The following is a 14416-nucleotide window of genomic DNA, read 5'->3' on the forward strand; positions in this document are numbered from 1 at the left end:
TTATCGCAGGAGCCTGGCCCAGCGCGCAAGGTTGACCAGCGACATCAGGGCGCCCGCGACATAGGTCAGCGCGGCTGCCCTCAGGACGCTGCGCGCCGCCGGCATGTCGGACGCCTTCAGGTAGCGGCCGTCGTCCAGAATGGGCAGTGCCTTGCCGAAACTGGCGTCGATCTCGACGGGCAGGGTGAGGAGGCTGACGAGCACCCGCACGCCGAGCAGAGCGACGCCGGCGGCGACGATGGCGACAAACGCCATGGGCGTGCGGGCGATGATGGCAAGCACGGGCGCCGCGACGAAGAAGATGCCGGCCAGTCGGTCGCTGGCAAGCGCGATCCTTGCCAGGCTCTGCCTTGCGGCAAGCAGCCTTTCGCCGCGTGCGTGCTGGACAGCGTGGGAGACCTCGTGTGCGGCGATCGCGGCGGCGGAGATCGAACGTCCGTCGTGGTGGGCCGGCAGGAGCCGCACGGCCCGGGCATCGGGGTCGTAGTGATCGCCATTCTGGCTGGTTTCGACCGCGACATGGTCGAGCCCGAAGCGGTCGAGCAGGTGGCGGGCGAGCTCACCGCCGCTGCCCGGAAGATCAGGCCGGTCGCGGCCGTGACGCGCTATCGTGTGGCTCACCCAGAGCTGCGGCAGGATCACCGCAGCCAGGAGCGCCGCAATTCCAAGGACCACCAGCATCGCCCACTCCATGTCGTCGCGAGGGGCAGGCTGCCGGCACGCTGCGCGATCTCTTCAGCGCGCGCGCCGGCGATGTGTCACGATACGCCTTGGCCGCGTACGAGTACAAACTGATTTCCGGCCGCGTTGGTGCAGTTGAGCTGGGTCGGCGTGACCTGCGCGCAGGCGACACGCTGCGTCGTCTGGCGGATGAGCGACTTCATGAGGATGTCGACGGTCTGGGCGTCACGATATTCATAGGTGCCCTCGGACAGCCGGTTGCCGGTGTCGGTGGCCACCGTCTCGAACGTGCCGCCGGGACTGAAACGTGAAAGCGACGTTCCGTCCGTGCTCATCCAGTCACCTTCCACGCCGGAAGGCGCACGTGCGACCGGGCCACCAATCGGGCCGCCGGTCTGACAGCCGGCCAGAATTGCCAAAGCGGCTGCGGCCGTAAATAGACGGGTCATCTTCATCGTGGCGCTCCCTCTCCTCGGTACGCTTGCCATCTACATGCCGGGACACAAAGTCAAAAGCAAGCCGTTGGCCCCCTGTACGAAGGACTTACCGCACCAGGATGTTGCGGAACTGCCACGGGTCCCTCCTGAAGGACCATTGGCGGCCAAAACACATAACGGGTTCGAATAAAGCGGAAACGGTGCGGCGGCCGGTCTGCGGTCGGGCCGGGAATTTATCGGGCCAGCGGGTTCCGGCCGGCCGAAATCGGCGTTATGTAGGCGCTCCGGACCAATCGGCCGGACGCCGGCAAGAACGAAGACGACAGGATACGCACGATGCCGCAATACCGCTCCCGCACGACAACCCATGGCCGCAACATGGCCGGCGCCCGCGGCCTGTGGCGGGCAACGGGCATGAAGGATGGCGATTTCGGCAAGCCGATCATCGCCGTCGTCAACTCCTTTACCCAGTTCGTGCCGGGGCACGTGCATCTGAAGGATCTGGGCCAACTCGTGGCGCGCGAGATCGAGAGCGCGGGCGGGGTGGCCAAGGAATTCAACACGATCGCCGTCGATGACGGCATCGCCATGGGCCATGACGGCATGCTCTATTCGCTGCCCTCGCGCGAGATCATCGCCGACTCGGTGGAGTACATGGTCAATGCGCATTGCGCCGACGCGATGGTGTGCATCTCCAATTGCGACAAGATCACGCCCGGCATGCTGATGGCCGCGCTCAGGCTCAACATCCCGGTCGTCTTCGTGTCCGGCGGTCCGATGGAGGCCGGCAAGGTCACGCTCAAGGGCAAGCAGGTCGCGCTCGACCTGGTCGACGCCATGGTGGCGGCGGCCGACGACAAGGTGTCGGAGGAAGACGTGCAGACCATCGAGCGCTCGGCCTGTCCGACCTGCGGCTCGTGCTCGGGCATGTTCACCGCCAATTCGATGAACTGCCTGACCGAGGCGCTCGGCCTGTCGCTGCCGGGCAACGGCTCGACGCTGGCCACCCATGCCGACCGCAAGCGGTTGTTCGTCGAGGCCGGTCACCTGATCGTCGACCTGGCGCGGCGCTGCTACGAGCAGGACGACGAGACGGCGCTGCCGCGCAACATCGCCGCCAAGGGCGCGTTCGAAAACGCCATGACACTCGACATCGCCATGGGCGGCTCGACCAACACGGTGTTGCACATCCTCGCCGCGGCCAGCGAGGGCGGCATCGATTTCGACATGGACGATATCGACGCCCTGTCGCGCCACGTGCCAGTCCTGTGCAAGGTGGCGCCGGCCAAGTCGGACGTGCACATGGAGGACGTCCATCGCGCCGGCGGCATCATGGCGATCCTCGGCGAGCTTGACCGGGCGGGGCTGATCAAGCGCGAGATGCCGACCGTGCATGCGGCGACGCTTGGCGATGCGATCGATCGCTGGGATATCGCACAGACCGACAGCGCGTCGGTGCGCCGCTTCTATCAGGCCGCACCCGGTGGCGTGCCGACCCAGGTGGCGTTTTCCCAGGAGGCGCGCTGGAACGAGGTCGATCTGGACCGCGAAAACGGTGTGATCCGCTCCGCCGACCACCCGTTTTCGAAGGATGGCGGGCTGGCGGTGCTGAAAGGCAACATCGCGCCCGATGGCTGCGTGGTGAAGACGGCCGGCGTCGACGAATCGATCCTGAAATTCACCGGCCCGGCGGTCGTCTTCGAGAGCCAGGACGCGGCGGTAAAGGGCATTCTCGGCAACGAGGTGAAGGCCGGCGACGTGGTCGTCATCCGCTATGAAGGCCCGAAAGGCGGGCCTGGCATGCAGGAAATGCTTTATCCGACCAGCTATCTGAAGTCGAAGGGGCTCGGCAAGGCCTGCGCGCTGATCACCGACGGGCGCTTTTCGGGCGGCACCTCGGGCCTGTCGATCGGCCATGTCTCGCCGGAGGCCGCCGGCGGCGGGGCGATCGGCCTGGTCAGACCAGGCGACACGATCGAGATCGACATTCCGAACCGCACGATCAATCTCATGGTTGCGGACGAGGAACTCGAGCGCCGCCGCAAAGAGCAGAACGAACTCGGCTGGAAGCCGCAGGAGCCGCGCAAGCGCAACGTGACCAAGGCGCTCAAGGCCTATGCCGCCTTTGCCTCCAGTGCCGACAAGGGCGCGGTGCGGGTGTTGCCGGAGTAGGATTGCGGCTTCGTCAACTGCATTGCCGGCCGCGCCTGCTCGTTCTAACCTGTCTTCCAGGAGGATCGCCATGGACGAGACGACAGGTTGGCGGCACATGAACCTGGCGCCGCGCGACGGGAGCCGTATTCTCGCGACGGTGGGTGCGTCGGAGCAGGGGCCGGCCGAGGTCGATGTGGTTCACTGGGCGCGGGCCGATCAGTTCGGCCCGGAAGGGTGGCGATCGGCCGATTCGCATCCCGGCCAGATCGTCGGCTATGCCGAGCCCGAGTTGAAATGCTGGATGCCGCTGCCGAAGGCCGGCGCCGAGCCGCATCCGAGCCCGTGGGAAGAAGGTCAGGAACTCTTCGGTTCGGGCATCTGAGATCCGGGCTCAGCCCTGCGCCATCGCCTCCAATACCGTGGCGATCCGGTCTCGATCGGCTATCAGACCCTTGTAGTCGAGTTGATCCGTGTCGAGCGCGCGCAGTTGCGCGGCGAAGGACGCGGCCATCCTGGCACGGTCGGGATGCGCTTGCAGCATGCGCATCGGTCGAGATGAATGCGGATGGTGAACAGGATATCGCCGGATGCCGGCAGCCGGCGCAGGGTCTGGCGTTCGACACGGATGAAGGCGCCGGCCGAGGGATCGTCGCAAGCAAAGCGCGCCGGCCGTGCGGCCGCCCTTTCGTTGCGCTGAAACGAGGACATCGGCTTGTGAAGCGCGTCGTCCGCCTGCAATGACCAGTTCATCCGCTCGACCGGCTGCCCGGGCTTGAGATTGTCGAAGATACGGTTGATGAGCAGCGCCGTTCGTGTGCCGCGGCCGAAGCCGGGGACGGGGGTGTGGATGTCCTCGATCGGATGGCCGAACTTTTCCGCCAGGCTCCACGAAGAAGGGAAACACAGCGACGCAGCAGCCAGCCGCCATCCACGCTCGCCGCGGCGCATGAGGACGAGATCTTCCTGGACCAGCCGCGAGGCGGTCTTCAATGGCGGTTCGGCGCTGTCGAGTGCAACATGGCGGTGAGCGCCGATGGTCACGGCTGCGGTGTCGATCGCATGGCTATCGGCATGGTGCGCGGCCAGATGCGAAACAAGCAGTTCAAGCGCTTCCTGCTGGGCATCGCGGGTTTGCGCCTCCTCGGCAAAGACCAGCGCCGGGCGCTCGGCGAAGTGACGCTCCTTCTCGGCGAGATAGGCTTCGAGATGATCGTCGATCTCGATCCAGGTGGCGGGATCGAGCGGTTTCAGCCCGATGGTGAAGGGCTTGGCCGAGCCGTCATAGGGGGTGTGGGCGGGGCTATTCACCCAAGACCTTGCGCCAGTTTCGATGTCCTTCGGTGACAACCATGACGACAACGTCCTCCTTGTGCTCGTCGACCCTGTAGATCGCGACGTAATTGTCGAGGACCATGTATCGATAGGCGCCGATTTCGGGACCAGAAGGGGAAATGTGGCAAGCTTGGCACGGATCCGCGTTTGCAGCCCGTCTACAAATGCCAGCGCTTTCGCTTCATTGTCCTTTGCAATGAATTCGACAATCGAGAGCAGATCATTGGCTGCGTTGTCCGAGAAAACAACCCGGAACGCCATCAGGAGCCTTTTGCCCTAGCCTGTATGATCCGCTCACGGAGGCGATCAAAGAATGCATCGTCGGCGACGGCAAATTCACCGCGCTCGTATTGCTGCTCCGATTCCTCGATGCGTGACAGGATGCGGTCCGCCGCCTCGTTCTCGATCTTCTCGCGCAGCGCCTCGTCGATCGCATCTGCTTCCGATGCATATCGGCCGGAACTGACTTGCCTGGCAACCCAGTCCTTGACGTCTTGCTTGAGCGGGAGGTTCATACCTTCACTCCGTTGTCAGGCCTGAAGAATATCACAAAGGGGTTGGCCATCCAGCCCCGTATCAATCATCCAGCGCTTCCAACTCGTCGATCAGGCCTTCGATCACCGCCAGACCCTTGCCCCAGAATTTCGGATCGGAAGCGTCGAGACCGAAGGGCGCCAGGAGCTCGGAATGGTGCTTGGTGCCGCCGGCGCGCAGCATGTCGAAATATTTCTCCTGAAAGCCATCCTCGGCATTCTGGTAGACCGCGAACAGCGAGTTCACCAGGCAGTCGCCGAAGGCGTAGGCGTAGACATAGAAGGGCGCGTGGATGAAGTGCGGGATATAGGCCCAGAAGGTCTCGTATCCCTCGCGCAGCTTGATGGCCGGGCCGAGGCTTTCGGCCTGTATGTCGAGCCAGAATTCGCCGAGTTGATCGGAGGTCAGCTCGCCGCGGCGGCGCTCGGTGTGCACCTTGCGCTCGAACTCGTAGAAGGCGATCTGGCGCACCACCGTGTTGATCATGTCCTCGACCTTCTGCGCCAGCATGGCCTTGCGCTCGCGGCGCTGCGTTGTCGCGTCGATGAGCGAGCGGAACGTCAGCATCTCGCCGAAGACGGAGGCGGTCTCGGCGAGCGTCAGCGGGGTGGAGGCCATCAGGGCGCCCTGCTGGGCGGCCAACACCTGGTGCACGCCGTGGCCGAGCTCGTGGGCGAGGGTCATGACGTCGCGCGGCTTGCCCATATAGTTCAAGAGAACATAAGGGTGGGCCGAGGGCACGGTCGGGTGGGCGAAGGCGCCGGGTGCCTTGCCGGGTCTGACCGGCGCGTCGATCCACCGTTTGTCGAAGAAGACGCGCGCAATATCGGCCATTTCCGGTGCAAAGCCGCCATAGGCCGACAAGACCGTCTGCTTGGCTTGCTCCCAGCCGATGACCGTCTGCGGCGTTTCGGGCAAGGGCGCGTTGCGGTCCCAATGGTTCATTTTTTCCATGCCCAGCCAGCGCGCCTTCATGGCGTAATAGCGATGCGATAGCCGCGGATAGGCGTCCCTGACGGCGGCCGCCAGCGCATCCACCACCGGGCGCTCGACGCGGTTGGCCAGATGACGGCTGTCGGCAATATCCTCGAAGCCGCGCCAGCGATCGGAAATCTCCTTGTCCTTGGCCAGCGTGTTGGTAATGAGCGTGAAGGTGCGCAGATTGTCCTTGAAGGTTGCCGCCAGGGCTTCCGCCGCCGTCTGACGCTCGTTGCCATCGGCGCTCTGCAGCAGGTTGAGCGTCGGCTCGAGCGTCATCTCCTCGCCGTCGACCTTGAAGCGCAGTGCCGACATCGTCTCGTCGAACAGCCGGTTCCAGGCGCCGCGTCCGGTGACGGACTTTTCGTGGAAAAGCTGCTCGATCCGGTCCTCGAGCTGGAAAGGCTTGTCCTTTCTCAAATCGACGATCCAGGGGCGGTAACGGGCGAAGGCGGGATCGGCGTCGAGCGCCGCGTTGACCGTCTCCTCGTCGATCTTGTTCAGTTCCAGCGCGAAAAAGAGCAGATGCGCGCTGGCATCGGTCATCTTCTCCTGCACGTCGCCATAGAGCTTGGCACGGCGCGGATCGCTGGTGTCGCCGGCATAGACGAGGCTGGCATAGGAGACGATGCGGCCGATCAGCTCCTCCAGCGCCTCATAGGCCTGCATGACAGCGCCCAGCCGGCCGTCTTTGCCGCGCGCGGCCTCAGTGGCGAGCTTGCCTTGCCAAGTCTCCTCGAAGGCGATGGCGTTGGAAAGGGCGCGCGCCAGGTCGCGCTGCAATTCCGGCGCATCCATCGCCGGATAGAGATCGCTGAGGTTCCATTCGGGCAGGTCGCCGAACTGCGATGCCGTGCGTTTCGGTGCCCCACCACCTTCGGGAAGCTGCGCTGCGGCGTGGTGGAATAGGCGTTCGATGCTCATTGAATGTCCCCTGCCAGGCGAAAAGTGTCGATTTCGATGAAAGGTGCAAAGGTTTCGTTCACCGGCTTTCTTGAGCCCCTATTTAGAAGCCCGTGCCATGATGATCCAGACGCGTTTCGCCAATAGATGGGCATTGCGAAGGATTCATGTCGGATCTCATCCTCATCGTCGACGATGATCCAATCCAGCGCCGACTGCTGCAGGCCGCTCTGGCCAGGGGCGGCTACGAGATCCTGTGCGTCGATGGCGGCGAGGCCGCTCTGGCCGCGTTCGAGGGTCCGCGCGGCGGCGACGTCTCGCTTGTCGTGCTCGACCTCGTCATGCCCGACATCGGCGGGCTGAACGTGCTGGAGACGATGCGCGAACGCGGCATTGCCGTGCCGGTGGTCGTGCAGACCTCGCAGGGCGGCATCGACACTGTCGTGGCGGCCATGCGCGCCGGCGCATTCGACTTCGTCGTCAAGCCCGTCTCGCCCGACAAGCTCAACGCCGTGGTGGCGGGTGCCCTCAAGGTCCAGGCCAAGGGCGGTGTGGCCGGGCGCGGCGCACCGGTCCAAGCCGGTAGCCTGACGATCTCGGACCTGCAATCGCGCAGCCCGTCCATGGAACGCGTGATCCGCCTCGCCCAGAAGGCCGCGGCCTCCAACATTCCGATCCTGATCGAGGGCGAGTCGGGCGTCGGCAAGGAGGTCGTCGCGCGGGCCATACAGGGGGCAAGCGGCCGCCGGTCCAAGCCCTTCGTGACGGTCAATTGTGGCGCCATCCCCGACAATCTGGTCGAATCCATCCTGTTCGGGCATGAAAAGGGCGCATTCACCGGTGCCACGGAGAAGCACACGGGCAAATTCGTCGAGGCCGACCGCGGGACCTTGTTTCTCGACGAGATCGGCGACCTGCCGCTCGACGTGCAGGTCAAGCTCCTGCGGGCCGTCCAGGACGGCGAGGTCGATGCCGTCGGCGGGCGCAAGTCGGCCAAGGTGGACATCCGCCTGATCTCGGCCACCCATCGCAACCTCCTGCAGCGGGTCAAGGACGGGGCGTTCCGCGAGGACCTGTTCTACCGGTTGAACGTCTTTCCCGTCTTCGTGCCGCCGCTGCGCGAGCGGCGCGAGGACATTGCCGATCTCGTGGCCCTCTTCATCGAACGCATGGGCAAGGCCGAGACCGGCGGCCGCGTCTCGGGCATTGCCGGAGAGGCGATGGCGCTCCTGAAGGCCTATGACTGGCCCGGCAACATCCGCCAGTTGGAGAACGCCGTCTTCCGCGCCGTCGTGCTGTGCGAAGGTTCGACGCTGACGAGCGAGGAGTTTCCGCAGATCCGCGCCCAGGTGGGGGCGGTCGATACGGCGGAGGAGCCCGATCTTACCCTGGCCGATCGGCGCCATGACGCGCCGCGCGTCGTCGCGTCCGCGCCTCCGCTGGCCCAGGAAGATATCGACGATCTGCCGCGTGAGGATTGCATCGATGCGCTCGACGCCAAGGGCCATGTGCGCTCGTTGGCCGAAGTCGAACTGGAGATGGTGCAATACGCCATCAGGCGTTATCGCGGCCAGATGAGCGAGGTTGCGCGACGCCTTGGCATCGGACGTTCCACCCTCTACCGCAAGCTCAAGGAGCACGGGATCGATCCGGATTCGGGACGTGAATTCGGACTTGTCCAATAGAGCATGTCCCGCTCAAACGAAATCGTTTGAGCGAAAGGTACATGCTCCAACAATATTGATCTGGCGCGCATATCTTTTGCTTCAAACGTATCCGTTTGAAGCGAACGCGCGCTAGCCGCGGTTTTCCGCCAAGCATCGCGCGACGTTTCGCAACCATTTGTTTACCAGAACTCCAGCCGGTCAGGTCGGCCGGGTTTTTGCCATGCTGTCACCGCATTTCGGTTTCACTAAGCGGTGGTTAACCATTAGGAACGATATTAGAGGCGTTTCGGAGAGCGTCTTTCGATCTTTCCGGGGACACGGCTAAAACCAACAAGGCCTTTTGGGTTTGCGCAATAACGTCCTTCCTATTGACGCATCGTTCTCGCGCCCTGCCGGGCGGCGGACTTTGCCTGTTCTTCTCATTGTTGCCGCTCTTCTGGCCCTTTTCGGCGCGGGCGAGGCGAGGGCCGAGACGCGCACGCTGAAGCTCTACTTCGTCCATACGAAGGAGCGGGCCGAAATCACCTACAAGCGTAACGGCCGCTACATCAAGGGCGGCCTGGACCAGCTCAATCGCTTCCTGCGCGACTGGCGGCGCAACGAGCCGACCAGGATGGATCCGCATCTGATGGATATCTTGTGGGAGGCTTATCGCGCCAGCGGTTCGCGTGACTATATCCACGTGATCTCCGCCTATCGTTCCCCGACCACCAACGCCATGTTGCGCAAACGCTCCAGCGGCGTGGCCAAGACGAGCCAGCACATGCTGGGCAAGGCGATCGATTTCTACATTCCCGACGTCAAGCTGAGCAAGCTGCGCGCGATCGGGCTGAAAATGCAGGGCGGCGGCGTCGGCTACTATCCGCGCTCCGGCTCGCCCTTCGTGCACATGGATGTCGGCAATGTGCGCCATTGGCCGCGCATGTCGCGCCGTGAACTCGCCGCCGTATTCCCGAATGGCAAGACCCTGCACGTGCCGACGGACGGCAAGCCGCTGCCCGGCTATGACCAGGCGCTTGCCGCCTACAAGGCGCGCCAGCGCAGCGGCGCCACGGTTCAGCTTGCCAGCGCGGCCCGCTCGCGGCCCGGAGGATTTCTCTCGGCACTGTTTGGCGGCGGGGCCGACGAGGAGGAAGACAGCAACGTAACGGTGGCTTCGGCCGCCAGCCGCGATGCAGGCAGTGCCTCGGCGTCCGCCTCCAGACCGGCGCAGCGCCAAACGCCCGCACAAGCACAACAGCCGCAGCAGGCCGAACGGGCGCCCGCGCCGCCGCAAGCGCCCGCGGCCGCTCCGGAGGCGCCCGCGGCCGAAACGCCGGAAACCATTCTTGCATCTCTGCCTGCCGATGCCGTGCCGTTGCCGCTTGCCGCGCCGCGCGTGCAAGCGACGCAGGAAGAAGTGGACCAGATCGTGACGGCTTTTGCGGCGCCGGCAGGCGAGACCGTCGAGGTCCCGTTGCCGATCCGGCGTCCCGAGGCGCGTGAGCTGCCGGTCGATCCGACGCTGGCCGTCGCCGCCCAGCGCGCCGAAGAGCGCCCGGTTGCGGTGCCGATTCCGAACGACAATGCGCGGCCTGATGAGGCGAGCGACGGCGCTGCCGCGCAGTCGCCCGTCGAACTGGCTGCACTTGCTCCCGTGCCGGGTCTGCGTCCCGGCACTGCGGTCGAGGCCGCTTCCTTGATACCGTCGCAACTCCGAGACCCGGTCGCAGAAGGACCGCGGGCCGCGGACGGCGCGGACAGCGACACCGACAAGGGTTCGCGGGTGGCTCTGGCGCCGGTCGCACGCTCCAAGCCCGGACCCGGCTCGGCGCTCGATACAGGTGTGCAAACGACCGCGAAGGCGGCTCGTCCACGGGCGGCAGACGGCAAGCCCGACCCGAAACCGGTTGTCATACCTGTCGAAAGGATCGCCGCGCGCTGGGCGATGGAGGCGGCCAGCCGGTCGATCCGCTCCGTTGCCGCATCGCCGACGCCTTCTCTCGCCTACAACGCCATCCGCACAGCGCCGAAGCAGGTTTATACGACTGGCTTCCGCAAGGATAAGGCCGACATCGACCCGGCCCGTTTCAGCGGCAACGCCGTCACCTTCATGTCGGTGGCCAGATTTACCGAAAACTGAGGCGCTCCGCCGAACTATGCCGCATTGCGCGCGGGGAGGCCGGGGCGGTGGTTGGACCGGCTGTTCGCCAGTTAGAACATTGAGCGATAGGCACATGTTCCAGCATATTGATCCGAAAGCTACTTCTTGCCGAGTTGCGATGCCTTGCGTGCCAGCGCCTCGATCTCGTCCCACTTGCCGTCATTGACGAGTTCGTCGGGCGCAACCCACGAACCGCCGATGCAGATGACGTTTGGCAGCGAAAGATAGGCACCGGCATTGGCGGCGGAAATGCCGCCCGTGGGGCAGAAGCGCACATCCGCGAGCGGCGAGGAGAGCGCCTTCAGGAAGGCGGCGCCGCCGGCCTGCTCGGCCGGGAAGAACTTCAACAGCTTGTAGCCTTCCTCCATCGCCGCCATGATCTCGCTGGGCGTGACCGCGCCGGGCAGCAGCGGCACCTCATAGGAACGCGCCGCGTCGAGAAGCTCTTGCGTCATGCCGGGACTGACGATGAAGCGGGAGCCCGACTTGACGGCCTCCTCATATTGTCGCGCGCGCAGCACGGTGCCGGCCCCGACGATCGCTTCGGGCACTTCGCTGGCGGCAATTCGGATGGCATCGATTGCCTCGTCGGTCCTGAGCGTGATCTCGATTGCGGGCAGGCCGCCGCGCGCCAGCGCTGTCGCAAGCGGCACGATATTGGCGGCACGCTCGATCTTCAGCACCGGGATCACCGGCTGCCCCGTCATTATGGGGGTGAGCTTGTCGGCTTTTTGCGACATGACGGTCCGAACCTCGCATTGCGGCTGATGTGAAACCTTCCGACAGATACAGAAGCCTGACCGGACGAACAAGCCGGGGTGTGTGCGGCGATCGCTCCTCAGATGACACCGAGCGCGGCGCGCAGCGCATAGGCGATCCGTTTCAGCCATCCCCGCCGGTCTTGTTTCGGGCTCGCGGTGCCGGGCAGTCGTGCCGTTGCCAGGCCGGCGGACCGATAGCGGGCGTAGGCGTTGGCGAGCCGGGTGTCGTAGCGGTGGCGGCGGTAGAGCGGCCCGTTATAGCCGCGGGCAAAGGTGGGCCAGTCGCGCTCCTTGAGCGGGCGCGTCAGCCCGGCCTTTTCGACATAGCGCAGCATGAGCCGGATCTGGCCGGCCACCCCGGCACGGGCTTCGGCGACGAGATCGTCGACGTTGCCATAGCCGAGCCATGCCCAATGCGCGCCCATGACCTGGCCGAGACCCCAGGACACCGATTCGCAGGCCGCCTTGTGATCGATCGCCGCCGCCCGGCGGAAGAGCGCCCAGCGTGCGCTCTGTGAGCGCGGATTGGCGATTTTGCCCGGCGTCGGCGATGCCAGCCCCGCCGCGCGCGCCTGTTCGCGCCTGTTGCCGGACAGACGCCGGTCGAAATAGTGGCCCTCGAAACGGATGAGGGGTTCGTCGCGCCCGTCGATCCGGGCAAAGGCCCGGCCGCCGCTTTCGACGTCGATCACGGCCAGCAGCGCGGCCGGGTCTATGCCGGCCGGGTCGGCCAGATCGATTGCAGCCTGGATGATGTCATTGTCGAGCATGGTGCCTCCTCGCGTCTGCCGGCCGATTGTCGAAGCCGCGATGCGGGCGGGGAAATGATTATGCTGCAAAGGTATCTGGAGGCCGCGGCCTGCATGCCGCAAGATCAGGGAATGAAACGTCAATCGGCCTCGGTCTTGATTGTGCCGCACGGAGCCGGTAGGCGCTTTCGCCATGAAAACATCCACGTCCGCCGGCGGATACAAGGTTGCCGCGCTTTACCGTTTCTGCCGGTTGGAGGCGTTTGGCGAGCTGCGCGAACCGCTTGCTGCGTTCTGCCGCGCGCGCGGCATATGCGGCACGCTGCTCCTGGCGCATGAGGGTATCAACGGCACGGTGGCTGGAACCGACGAGGCGATCGACGCCCTTGTCGACCATTTACGCGCCATTCCCGGTCTCGATGGCATGGAGATCAAGTTCAGCCGGGCCGCCGGGATGCCGTTCAACCGCATGAAGGTCAGGCTCAAGCGCGAGATCGTCACCATGGGCGTCGGCGATCTCGACCCGGTGCAAGATGCCGGCACCTATGTCGAGCCGGCGGAATGGAACGCGCTGGTCGATGATCCCGACACCGTCGTCATCGACACGCGCAACGATTATGAGGTGACGCTCGGAACGTTTCGCGGTGCGGTCAATCCCGACACGTCGAGCTTTCGCGACTTCCCGGCCTGGGCCGAGGCCCAGCGCGAGGCGCTGGCCGCCCGCCGGGTGGCCATGTTCTGCACCGGCGGCATCCGCTGCGAGAAGGCAACCGCCTATATGCGGTCCATCGGCATCGAGGCGGTCTATCACCTCAAGGGCGGCATACTGAAATATCTGGAGGAGGTGCCGACAGCCGACAGTCGCTGGCAGGGCGAGTGTTTCGTGTTCGACGAGCGGGTCTCGATTATCCACGGTCTTGAGGAAGGCGAGGCGGAACTCTGCCGGGCCTGCCGCCATCCGCTGACTGGCGGGGACCGCGCCTCGCCGCATTATGTGGCCGGCATTTCGTGCCCGCATTGCCACGAGAGCCGGACGGCGGAGGATCGCGCGCGCTATGCCGAACGCCAGCGCCAGGTGGAACTGGCCGAAAGGCGCGGTTCGTCGCGGCATATCGGCCGGCCGGCCGCTCCATCGGAAAACGAGGGCGCCTGAGCATCGTTGCCCTGAACGTCGATGAGCGTCATTGTATTGTCTTGTTTCGGCCCCTAGCTAACCTTGCAGGCGGCAATCGATGCCGCTCTCATTGCGACCAGGGCGAGACCCTCGCCACCGGCCTGGTAAGGTAACCCGCGGAGGAATTCATGCTTGATCCCAAGAAACTGCTCGACGACCTGCTTGGCTCCACAATTCCGGGGACCGGTTCCACGGTGCGCGAGAAGGCCGGCCAGGCGACGCAACTGGCCAAGGACAATCCGCTTGCATCGGGCGCGCTCGTCGCGGTGCTTCTGGGAACCGGGGCCGGACGCAAGCTCACGGGTTCGGCGTTGAAGGTCGGCGGTCTCGCGGCGGTGGCGGGGCTCGCCTACAAAGCCTACCAGAATTACCAGGCCGGCAAGCAGCCTGACACCAGCGAGGCGGCGAAACCCGAATTGCCGGCTCCGCCGTCGGGCACTGGCTTCGACCCCGCGGCCGCCCCGCAGGGCGAGGCCGAATTCGCGCTGACGCTGGTGCGTGCCATGATCGCGGCGGCGCGGGCCGACGGGCATATCGACGAGGCCGAACGCGGCAATATCGCCGAGCGGCTGAAGCTCGCCGGGATTGGCGAAGAGGCCGAGGCCTTTCTGGCCGATGAATTGAAGAAGCCGGTCGACATCGACGCGCTGGTGGATGCGGCGCGCACGGAAGAACAGCGTGTCGAGCTCTACACGGCCTCGCGCCTGACGATCGACCCGCAGACCCGCGCCGAACGCGGCTATCTCGATCTCCTGGCCGGCCGGCTCAGGCTTCCCGATGCGTTGATCGACCATATCGAAGCCACCGTCAGCGAAGCCAAGGAGACCTCCGAGCCTGCCGCTGCGCCGGCGAATTCGCCTTGGTGAGCGCGCTGCGGACCTGGGCGGGGAGGCATCCGGCGTA

At 65.2% G+C, this 14416-nt stretch carries 12 protein-coding genes and 1 pseudogene; 6 read left to right on the forward strand and 7 right to left on the reverse strand.

What is annotated here, in order from left to right:
* Together GM909_RS10485 and GM909_RS10490 are read right to left on the reverse strand one after the other, a co-directional pair.
* Positions 1-681 carry a zinc metallopeptidase gene (locus tag GM909_RS10485; RefSeq protein WP_157016340.1) on the reverse strand — a complete coding sequence of 227 codons (681 nt, stop codon included), beginning with the start codon at positions 679-681 and terminating at the stop codon, positions 1-3.
* A 77-nt stretch (positions 682-758) separates the two neighbouring features.
* Positions 759-1136 (reverse strand): hypothetical protein, encoded by a 378-nt coding sequence (locus tag GM909_RS10490; RefSeq protein ID WP_157016341.1) that lies wholly within the window; start codon positions 1134-1136, stop codon positions 759-761.
* Positions 1137-1454: 318 nt separating this feature from the next.
* Between GM909_RS10490 and ilvD the strand changes: the two genes are divergently transcribed.
* Complete coding sequence (gene ilvD / locus GM909_RS10495; protein WP_157016342.1) at positions 1455-3290, forward strand: dihydroxy-acid dehydratase; 1836 nt, start codon at positions 1455-1457, stop codon at positions 3288-3290.
* Positions 3291-3360: 70 nt separating this feature from the next.
* Positions 3361-3654 (forward strand): hypothetical protein, encoded by a 294-nt coding sequence (locus tag GM909_RS10500; protein WP_157016343.1) that lies wholly within the window; start codon positions 3361-3363, stop codon positions 3652-3654.
* Between the two features lie 9 nt (positions 3655-3663).
* On the opposite strand, the pseudogene GM909_RS10505 reads toward GM909_RS10500, so the two are convergent.
* From GM909_RS10505 to GM909_RS10515, 3 genes and pseudogenes are all read right to left on the reverse strand, one after another.
* Positions 3664-4580 (reverse strand): annotated as a pseudogene (locus tag GM909_RS10505) (heme-dependent oxidative N-demethylase family protein).
* A 284-nt stretch (positions 4581-4864) separates the two neighbouring features.
* On the reverse strand, positions 4865-5119 hold the full coding sequence (locus tag GM909_RS10510; RefSeq protein ID WP_157016344.1) for a ribbon-helix-helix domain-containing protein: 255 nt from the start codon (positions 5117-5119) through the stop codon (positions 4865-4867).
* 61 nt (positions 5120-5180) lie between these two features.
* Complete coding sequence (locus GM909_RS10515) at positions 5181-7040, reverse strand: M3 family oligoendopeptidase (RefSeq protein ID WP_157016345.1); 1860 nt, start codon at positions 7038-7040, stop codon at positions 5181-5183.
* A 146-nt stretch (positions 7041-7186) separates the two neighbouring features.
* Between GM909_RS10515 and GM909_RS10520 the strand changes: the two genes are divergently transcribed.
* Both GM909_RS10520 and GM909_RS10525 read left to right on the forward strand, forming a co-directional pair.
* Positions 7187-8704 (forward strand): sigma-54-dependent transcriptional regulator, encoded by a 1518-nt coding sequence (locus tag GM909_RS10520; protein ID WP_157016346.1) that lies wholly within the window; start codon positions 7187-7189, stop codon positions 8702-8704.
* A 388-nt stretch (positions 8705-9092) separates the two neighbouring features.
* Positions 9093-10808, forward strand: a complete 1716-nt coding sequence (locus tag GM909_RS10525) for a DUF882 domain-containing protein (RefSeq protein ID WP_235911815.1) — start codon at positions 9093-9095, stop codon at positions 10806-10808.
* A 119-nt stretch (positions 10809-10927) separates the two neighbouring features.
* Here GM909_RS10525 and GM909_RS10530 read toward each other — a convergent pair whose 3' ends face one another.
* Both GM909_RS10530 and GM909_RS10535 read right to left on the reverse strand, forming a co-directional pair.
* Positions 10928-11569: a 2-dehydro-3-deoxy-phosphogluconate aldolase gene (locus GM909_RS10530; RefSeq protein WP_157016347.1), complete on the reverse strand. Its 642-nt coding sequence runs from the start codon at positions 11567-11569 to the stop codon at positions 10928-10930.
* Positions 11570-11667: 98 nt separating this feature from the next.
* Positions 11668-12360: an N-acetylmuramidase family protein gene (locus GM909_RS10535; RefSeq protein ID WP_157016348.1), complete on the reverse strand. Its 693-nt coding sequence runs from the start codon at positions 12358-12360 to the stop codon at positions 11668-11670.
* A 172-nt stretch (positions 12361-12532) separates the two neighbouring features.
* On the opposite strand from GM909_RS10535, the gene trhO reads away from it, so the two are divergent.
* Together trhO and GM909_RS10545 are read left to right on the forward strand one after the other, a co-directional pair.
* Positions 12533-13492, forward strand: coding sequence for an oxygen-dependent tRNA uridine(34) hydroxylase TrhO (gene trhO / locus GM909_RS10540; protein ID WP_157016349.1), 960 nt, complete (start codon positions 12533-12535; stop codon positions 13490-13492).
* A 149-nt stretch (positions 13493-13641) separates the two neighbouring features.
* A complete protein-coding gene (locus GM909_RS10545) occupies positions 13642-14379 on the forward strand; it encodes a tellurite resistance TerB family protein (RefSeq protein ID WP_157016350.1) in 738 nt (245 codons plus the stop codon).
* The last annotated feature ends 37 nt before the right edge of the window (positions 14380-14416 follow it).

Source organism: Mesorhizobium xinjiangense (assembly GCF_009749525.1).
Classification (GTDB): Bacteria; Pseudomonadota; Alphaproteobacteria; order Rhizobiales; family Rhizobiaceae; genus Mangrovimarina; species Mangrovimarina xinjiangensis.

Excerpts from the sequence above, each read along its gene's own strand:
- GM909_RS10510 (WP_157016344.1), bottom strand. The coding sequence starts at position 5,119 with ATGAACCTCCCGCTCAAGCAAGACGTCAAGGACTGGGTTGCCAGGCAA.
- ilvD (WP_157016342.1), top strand. The coding sequence starts at position 1,455 with ATGCCGCAATACCGCTCCCGCACGACAACCCATGGCCGCAACATGGCC.
- GM909_RS10515 (WP_157016345.1), bottom strand. The coding sequence starts at position 7,040 with ATGAGCATCGAACGCCTATTCCACCACGCCGCAGCGCAGCTTCCCGAA.
- GM909_RS10535 (WP_157016348.1), bottom strand. The coding sequence starts at position 12,360 with ATGCTCGACAATGACATCATCCAGGCTGCAATCGATCTGGCCGACCCG.
- GM909_RS10545 (WP_157016350.1), top strand. The coding sequence starts at position 13,642 with ATGCTTGATCCCAAGAAACTGCTCGACGACCTGCTTGGCTCCACAATT.
- GM909_RS10485 (WP_157016340.1), bottom strand. The coding sequence starts at position 681 with ATGCTGGTGGTCCTTGGAATTGCGGCGCTCCTGGCTGCGGTGATCCTG.
- GM909_RS10530 (WP_157016347.1), bottom strand. The coding sequence starts at position 11,569 with ATGTCGCAAAAAGCCGACAAGCTCACCCCCATAATGACGGGGCAGCCG.
- GM909_RS10520 (WP_157016346.1), top strand. The coding sequence starts at position 7,187 with ATGTCGGATCTCATCCTCATCGTCGACGATGATCCAATCCAGCGCCGA.
- GM909_RS10490 (WP_157016341.1), bottom strand. The coding sequence starts at position 1,136 with ATGAAGATGACCCGTCTATTTACGGCCGCAGCCGCTTTGGCAATTCTG.
- trhO (WP_157016349.1), top strand. The coding sequence starts at position 12,533 with ATGAAAACATCCACGTCCGCCGGCGGATACAAGGTTGCCGCGCTTTAC.
- GM909_RS10500 (WP_157016343.1), top strand. The coding sequence starts at position 3,361 with ATGGACGAGACGACAGGTTGGCGGCACATGAACCTGGCGCCGCGCGAC.